Source organism: Streptomyces sp. NPDC046261, assembly GCF_040646235.1.
In the GTDB taxonomy this organism is placed as follows: Bacteria; Actinomycetota; Actinomycetes; order Streptomycetales; family Streptomycetaceae; genus Streptomyces.
Genome location: NZ_JBEYZU010000042.1, coordinates 1 through 7392 on the forward strand (window position 1 = coordinate 1; position 7392 = coordinate 7392).

The 7392-nt window shown below is 75.0% G+C and carries 4 protein-coding genes and 1 pseudogene; all 5 read right to left on the reverse strand.

Features of this window, described 5'->3' with window-relative positions; translation table 11 throughout:
* Positions 1-488: 488 nt before the first annotated feature.
* Positions 489-692, reverse strand: a pseudogene (locus ABZ956_RS30340) (MbtH family NRPS accessory protein); the annotation flags it as partial.
* A complete protein-coding gene (locus tag ABZ956_RS30345) occupies positions 689-2056 on the reverse strand; it encodes a condensation domain-containing protein (protein WP_361900681.1) in 1368 nt (455 codons plus the stop codon). The pseudogene ABZ956_RS30340 and the gene ABZ956_RS30345, both read right to left, overlap by 4 nt.
* On the reverse strand, positions 2053-3033 hold the full coding sequence (locus tag ABZ956_RS30350; protein WP_361900684.1) for a TauD/TfdA family dioxygenase: 981 nt from the start codon (positions 3031-3033) through the stop codon (positions 2053-2055). Before ABZ956_RS30350 ends, ABZ956_RS30345 begins: the two co-directional genes overlap by 4 nt.
* 35 nt (positions 3034-3068) lie before the next feature.
* The gene (locus ABZ956_RS30355) at positions 3069-5690 is read right to left on the reverse strand and encodes an AMP-binding protein (RefSeq protein WP_361900687.1); all 2622 of its coding nucleotides are present in this window, start codon (positions 5688-5690) and stop codon (positions 3069-3071) included.
* Positions 5687-7258 carry a condensation domain-containing protein gene (locus ABZ956_RS30360; RefSeq protein WP_361900690.1) on the reverse strand — a complete coding sequence of 524 codons (1572 nt, stop codon included), beginning with the start codon at positions 7256-7258 and terminating at the stop codon, positions 5687-5689. The genes ABZ956_RS30355 and ABZ956_RS30360 overlap by 4 nt, the downstream gene beginning before the upstream one ends.
* Positions 7259-7392: the final 134 nt, after the last annotated feature.

The following is a 7392-nucleotide window of genomic DNA, read 5'->3' on the forward strand; positions in this document are numbered from 1 at the left end:
CCCTTCCCGTAACCGGGGGCTCCGCCCCCGGACCCCCGGTCCTCAAACGCCGGACAGGCTGAGTGGTTGCCCGGAACCGGCAGAAAATCCAGCACGTCTGGGGCCTACGCCTCCCCCTCCCGTTCCAGGCGGCCCCGGCCGCCGAGGGTGGCGAGGTCGATGCGGGCGAAGCAGCGCACCGGTTCGAAGTCGAGGGTGAGCGTGCCGGACAGTTCGATCTCTCCGGTCGCGGCCGCGAAGTCGGCGCCGTCGAGGGAGGTCGCGTCGGTGTCGAGGCGTACGCCCAGTTCCGTGCCGCCGCGGGTGGCGGTGAAGCGTACGAAGACGTAGCCGCGGTCGATGGCCTGGCGCAGGGCCGCCGGGGTGCGTTCGGGCCGCAGGCTGATCTCGACCGGCTGGTCGTCGCCGCACAGCCGGTCGACGAGGCTCGGCTCGTCCTCGGCCGGGTCGGGCACCGGGGCGGCGGCCTGGGCGTCGCGGTCGGCCTCCATGGCCTCGCGCAGGCTGCGGGGGCGCATGTCGGTCCACACCTCGTCGATGTGGCTCAGGCACTGCTCCTTGGTTCCGGAGGTCCCGGTGGCGCGCCAGCCGGAGGGGAGCTCCTGTTCGGCGAGCCAGATGGAGTACTGCTCCTCGTCGTTGACGACGACGTGGTAGGTCGGCTCGGTGGTGGTCTGCGCGGTCTCGGTCATCGGTGGCTCCTCGTGGGGTCCGCGGGGGTGGGCAGGGGGGCGTCGGGGTCGGTGACGGCGGCCCGCAGGGCCTGGTCCATGCGGGCCAGCACGTGCTGGGCGGTGCCGTGGTGGGTGTGGTTGAGGTCGGCGTCCAGGACGAGGACGGTGTCCTCGGCCAGTTCGCCCAGGGACAGGTCGAGCACCGTGCCGTCCCAGCGGCCGGCGGGGACGGTGGTTGACGCGCCGAGCAGGTCGGCCTCGCGGAACAGCTCGATCGACAGTCCCCGCTCGGCCAGGGTGCGTTCGCCCCTGGTCGCCGCGCTGGTCGGCGGGTTGCGGCAGAAGTGCAGCGCCACGTCCCAGTGCGCGGCGGTGCGGGGCGGGGTGATCCGGCCGGCCTCCACGCCGAGCTCCACCACCTCGGCGTACGGCAGGTAGTGCACGACGGCGTCGAGGAACCCGGCCTGGGTGCGCAGCAGGACGTCGCGGAAGGAGAGGGCGGGGCCGCCCAGGTCGACGGTGAAGGCGAGGCGGTCGGTGAACGGGCCGACGAGGGAGCCGAGTTCGAGGTGGTCGCGCAGGTCCACGACGGTGGAGAACGCGGTCGCGGCGGCCCGCCCCGGCGGGCGCAGGCACCAGGCCGCCAGGGCCATGACGGCCAGCTGGCCGTTGCCGGCCAGCGGCCCGCCGAGTGCGGTGAGGGCGTGCCAGCGCCGGGCGGGGATGCGCAGCCGGTGCGTACGGGTGGCCCGGCCCGCGCCCACGGGCCCGGCGGTCTTCTCCGGGTCCCCGGGCAGCGCCGTCAGCCGCCGGGTCCACCAGCGCCGCCGGGAGGCCCGGGCCCGCTCGGTGACGGGGTCGAGGCCGGGGAGCGTGGTGCCGTCGCGGTGCTGTCCGGCGCGGAACCGGCCCGTGTACGCCTGGCAGACGGCGCCCAGCAGGGCGTAGAGCGACGGCGCGTCGAGGACGAGGCCGTGCGCGGTGAGGGCGAGCACGATCTCGTCGTCGGTGAGCCGGACCAGGTGGAAGCGCGCCCGGTGCCGGTCGTCCGCGGCGGGCCGGTCCCGGTCGGCGCGCAGCAGTGCCACGCAGACCGCGTCACGGCCGGCCCCGGCGGCTCCCCGCAGGTCGACGGTCAGAGGCTCGGGCGGCCGCGGCAGTACCCGCAGGCGTGGCTCCTCGCCGTCCATGAGGTCCACCCGCAGGGCCGGCAGGGCCTCCCCGACCTGCCGGACGGCGGCGGTGAGCCGCTCCACGTCGATCTGCCCCGTCATCCGCAGCGCCCGGACGTGGGTCACCTCCGCGGGAGCGGCGCCGCGGGCGAGGGGCCACAGGCCGCGTTGGAGGAAGGAGGCGGGCAGCGCCTGTCCGGGGCCGGTCACGCGCGTACCCCCGCCCATTGCAGGGGTCCCGCCATGCCGACCACGACGTGGCGTTCGCCGGTGAAGGGCTCGCGGCCGTGCGCGGCGAGGAGGTTGTCGACCAGCAGGACGTCACCGGCCCGCCACGGCGGCGCCACGCGCTCGGCGGCGTAGGCGCCGTGCACCTGCTCCATGACGTCGGGTTCGATGGGCCGGCCGTCGCCGTAGGAGGCGTGGCTGGGCAGGTCCCGCTCGTCGAACTGGGCGAGCAGCGCGTCGCGGATCGCGGGCGGGTGGCCGGATACGTGGAAGAACGCGGCGTGGTTGAACCACACTCGCTCCCCCGTCGACGGGTGGACGGCGACGGCGGGGCGGACCTGGGTGGTGCGCAGCCCCCCGTCCGCCTTCCATTCGACGTCGATGCGGTGGGCGGCGCAGTACGCGGCGACCGCCTCCTTGTCGTGGGTGCGGAAGACGTCCTGCCAGGACACGCCGAGGCCCTCGCCGTAGTTGCGCTGGTAGCGGACGCCGCGCTCGGTGAAGGCGGTAACGACGGAGGCGTCGAGGCGGGCCAGGACGCGGCGGGTGTCGGCCAGGGGGGTCGCGCCGCCGGTGCGCGCCGGGGTGAGGCAGCCGAACACCAGGCGGGCGGGGAAGGCCAGTTGGTAGGCGTTCTCGTTGTGCAGGGCGATGGGCTGGTCGGCGGGGTGGTCGGTGGCGGTGTAGAGGTGCCGGCGCAGTTCGGTGCGCGGCGAGGACCGTTCCACGTACGCCTCGGGCTCGCCGGCCAGGGCGCGCACGGCCTCGCCGAAGGTGTCCAGGGTGATGCCGAAGCCCCGGAACAGCACGGCCCCGTGGGTGTGCAGCCAGCCGCTGACGGTGTCCGGGTGGGTGCGCGCCCACTCGGCCGGGTCGATACCGTCGCGGGTGGGCCCGACCTCCAGGGGCAGTCCGGGGGCGCCCATGGGTGCCACCCAGGCCGCGCTGTCGCTTTCCACCGTCTGCCTGCGCCCTGCCGCGGGGCCGCCCCGCGTCACGGCCGTTCCTCGCGGGGGTGGCCGCCGAGGAGGGCGTGGACGAAGCGGTGGTGGTCGCCGAGGGCGAAGACGTCGCGCAGCGGGGCGGGGTCCATGGAGCCGATGGGGCACAGGCCCAGTCCTGTGCCGGCGGCGTGCCGCATCAGCAGCTGCGTCATCGCGCCGGCCTCGAAGACGGTGAAGTCCCAGGCAAGTTCCCCGTAGAGCGGGGTGATGGCGTCGGTGGCGCTCACCAGGTAGAGGGAGAACGCGGCTTGTTCGTAGGCGGTCCGGTTGATCTCGGCGTGTGCGGTGGCGGGCAGGGTGGCGGTGGGGTCGATGGGGATCAGGCGGTTGCGGGCGGGGTGGTGGTAGTAGCTGCCGCCGGGCAGTCCGTTCACCCGTCCCGGGTGGACGAGCAGATAGGTCTGCACGGGGTAGGCGGAGCCGGCCGAGGGGTAGGCGTGCCTGGGCTCGCCGTCCTCGCGGACCTCGCGCAGGGTCCCGAGCAGGTCGGCGAGCGGCGCCAGATCCACGGGGCGGGGCGCGAAGGCGTGGTGGCTGCGGCGTGCGGTGAGGTCGTGGTCCGGGGGGCCGGTCAGGGGGATGCCGTCGGCGTCGTCGTATGCGTGCCGGATGCCGTTGCGGGCGTCCTTGAACGTCTGCCGGGCGCCGATGCCCTGGATCAGCGGGGTGAGTGGGGCGGGCGGCGGCTCGGGGGTGTCCTGGCCGCCGAGGTGCTTGCCCACGATCACGGCGACCGACGGGAAGCGCAGGAGTTCCTCGATGTCGGTGTCGATGCCCAGTTCCTCTTCGAGGATGGTGGCCAGGCGGACGAGTTCGATGGAGGTGGCGCCGGCGTCCTGGAGGTTCATGTCGGGTTCGACGGCGCTGAGGCCCAGCACCCGGCAGGTCACGCGGCTGACCTCGGCCAGCAGCTCGGCCTCGCCCTTCGCGCCCGCCGCCGGCGTCGCCGCGCCGCCGGGCGGTGCGGGCGCCGACGACTGCGGTGCCGGTGCGCCGGCGGCGACGCGGGCCCGGTCCACGCGCCCGTCCGGCGTCAGCGGCAGCGCGTCGACGATCTCGATGCGGCCGGGCATCAGATACGGGGAGACCTTGCGCCGCAGGTGGGCGAGCAGCTCGTCCTCGCCGGCCGTCGCGCCCCGGTGCAGCCGCACCCAGGCCAGCGAGTCGTCCCCCAGGCCCACGGGGACGACGACGGCGGTGTGCACCGCGTCGTGCGCGGCCAGGGCGGTCTCGGTGTCCTGGACGTTCAGCGGGCGGCCGCGCACCATGACCTGGGCCGTTTCGTCACCGACCACGTCGATCAGTCCCTGTGGCAGCAGGCGCGCGAACCTGCCGCTGCGCAGCAGGGTCTCGCCGGTCTCCGGATGCGCGGCCGTCTCCGGCGCGGGCTGCTCCCCCGGGCAGGTCTCGGCGGCGACGCCTCCGTAGTGGACGCGGCCGGCCACCCAGACCGGGCAGGGCTTCCCCGCCTCGGACAGGATGAAGACCCGCTGGTTGGGCAGCGGAGCGCCGATGGGCACCGAGCGCCATTCCGGGGCCAGTTCGCCGACCTCCATGCAGGTGGTCCACGGGCCCGAGCCCGTCGCGGAGGCGAGATGCCCGACGGCCGGCCCGTGCGGGGCCGCCTCGCGCAGCCGACGGATCTGCGCGGGGTCCAGCCGCTCGCCGCCGAGCAGCAGCAGCCGCAGGGACCCGGGCAGCGCCCGGCCCCGGTCGGCGAGGTGGTCGAGCAGCAGGTCCAGGAGGGCGGGCGGCGAGTGCCATACGGTGACGTCGCGGTCCCGCAGCACGGCTTCGAGGACGTCGGGCGCCCGCAGGTCGATGTCCTGGGTGAGCACCAGGGCCGCACCGGCCAGCAGCGGCCCGAACAGTTCATAGAGGGCGAGCGGGGAGTCGACGGGAGCCAGAGCCAGCAGCCGGTCGCCGGGCCCGACACCGAAGGACCGGTTGACCTCGAGGGCGGCGGTCGCGATGGCCCGGTGGCTGATAGCGGTCTCCAGCAACCAGGCGGCGTCGGCGGCGGATCGCCCGTTCCCGGGCACGCCGGGCTCGTCCCCGCCGGCCGGTGCGGTGGCGGCTGTCACCCCCGTGCCGGGCTCGCCGTGCCCGGCCTCCGCGGCGGACGCTTCCTCCGGCGTGCCGGGTTCGTCGACCGTCACGACCTGGAGGCCCGGTGGCCAGTCCATGCGCTGGGTCAGCCACGACTGGGTGAGGACGGCGCGGGCCTTGGTGGACGTGGCGCGTTGCCAGCGGGTCGGGCGGGGGAGGGTGGGGGGCAGGGGGAGGCAGATGGCGCCGGTGCGTAGGACGGCCAGGGCGGCCGTGAGCTGTTCCCAGCCGTATTCGACGGTCAGGGCGACGCGGTCGCCGGGGGTGACGCCCGCGGCGGTGAGCCGGGCGGCCAGGGCGTCGACGCGGGCGGCCAGTTCGGTGTGGCTCAGGGTCAGGCCCGGCGCGATCAGCGCGGGGGCGGGGCCGTGCCGGCGGGCGGCGGCGGCCAGTTGGTCCGCGAGGGTGCCGCCAGGCAGCGGCGCGGTGCGTTCGTTCATCGCCCGCAGCAGCTCCCGCTGGTCGGCGGGGAGCAGGGTCGGCATGGGCCGGGCGCTCGTCACGCCGGACCACCTCCCGTCATGTCGTCGTCGGCGGCGAGCGAGGCGAGAACCGCCTCGAAGGCCCCGAACATGGCCTCGATCAGTCCCGGTGGGAACGCGTCCGCGACGAAGTCCCAGTTGCAGACCAGGCGGCCGTCGTTCTCGCTCACCTGGTGGTCGAGCAGTACCTGTGGGGTCTGGCTGATGGCGTAGACCGGCCGGACCCGCCACGACAGCGGAGTGACCTGGGGGGCGGCGCCGGCGGGAAGCAGGGTGCTGGTGAAGACGACCGGCATCCGTGCGCCGTCCCTCTCGCCCCGTTCCCGGCGCAGCATCCGCAGCACCTCGACGCCGCTGACGACGCGGTGTTCCAGGTCCTGCCAGATCCGTTCCTGCAGGCGGCGCGCGCGGTCCGCGAACGTCTCGCCCTCGCCGTCGACCGCGAGCAGGGTCGTGGTGGTGAAGTCGCCGACGATGTCGTCGACGCCGGGGTGCAGCGGCGGGCGGTGGAAGGTGGTGAGGTTCAGGGTGAACCTCGGGTCGTCGCTCCACTGCGCGAGGACCTCGCAGAAGGCGGCGCACACCAGCGCGGCGGGGGTCAGTTCGGCCCCGGCGGCACGCTCGCGCACCCGCGCCCAGGCGGTGGCGTCGAGCCCGGTGACGAGGCGGGTGAACTTCGGTGCGGTCAGCTCCTCCGGCCGGCACAGCAGCGGCAGGCCCGGTGCCGGCGGCAGGTCCGCCAGCCGGTCCCGCCAGTAGGCGACCGCCCGCCGGTACGGCTCGCCCTCGCCCTGGGCCCGTACGGCCAGGACGTAGTCGCGGAACGAGCAGCCCAGGGGCGGCAGTTCGGTGTCCGGGTCGTGGTAGTAGCTCAGCAGTTCACGGGTCAGGACGTGGACGCTGTGCGCGTCCGCGATCAGCAGGTCCAGGCTCAGGTGCAGCCGGGTCCTGACGGCGTCGAGCCGGTGGGTGCGGATGTCGAACAGCGGCCACACCGAGGCGTCGCGCACCTCGTGCGACATCTCCTCGCGGACGCGTTCCAACTCGGCCTCGGCGTCCGCCCTGCCGCGCAGGTCGGTGTGGGCGAGGACGTAGGGCGGGACGTGCGGCAGCACCTGTTGCAGGCCGTCGGGGCGGACGACGAGCCGGAGGGCCTCGTGCCGGTCGATCAGGGCGCGCAGGGCGCTCTGGAGCCGGGCGGGGTCGAGGTCGTCGACGTCGAGTTCCAGGTAGGTGTGGGTGGCGACGCCGCCCAGGGACAGGGAGCGGTGCCGCCCGAGCCAGTACGCCTGCTGGATGTCGGTCAGCGGGAACGGTTCGTGGCGGGAGGCGGGGTCGAGGACGAGGGTGTGCGGGGTGTGCGGCCCGGCGGCCGGCGCCGCTTCGGCGACCGCCTCGGCGAGGCCGCCCAGGGTCCGCGCGTCGAAGAGCCGCGCGATCGGTATCCGTACGCCCAGTTCGGCCTGGATCCGGGTGACCAGGGTGATCGCCACCAGTGAGGTGCCGCCCAGCGCGAAGAAGCCCGCGTCGGGGTCGGCCTTCTCCACGCCGAGGGCTTCGCACCACAGGGCGCCGAGCCGGTCGGGCACCTCCGTGACGGTGTCTGGACGGGTGGGGGCGGGCGGTGGCCGGCGACCTCGCCGGCGTCGACGCGGACGGCCTGGTGACCTTCCACGGCCGGGCGGCCGAACTGATCAACGTCGGCGGCCGGAAGTTCAACGCC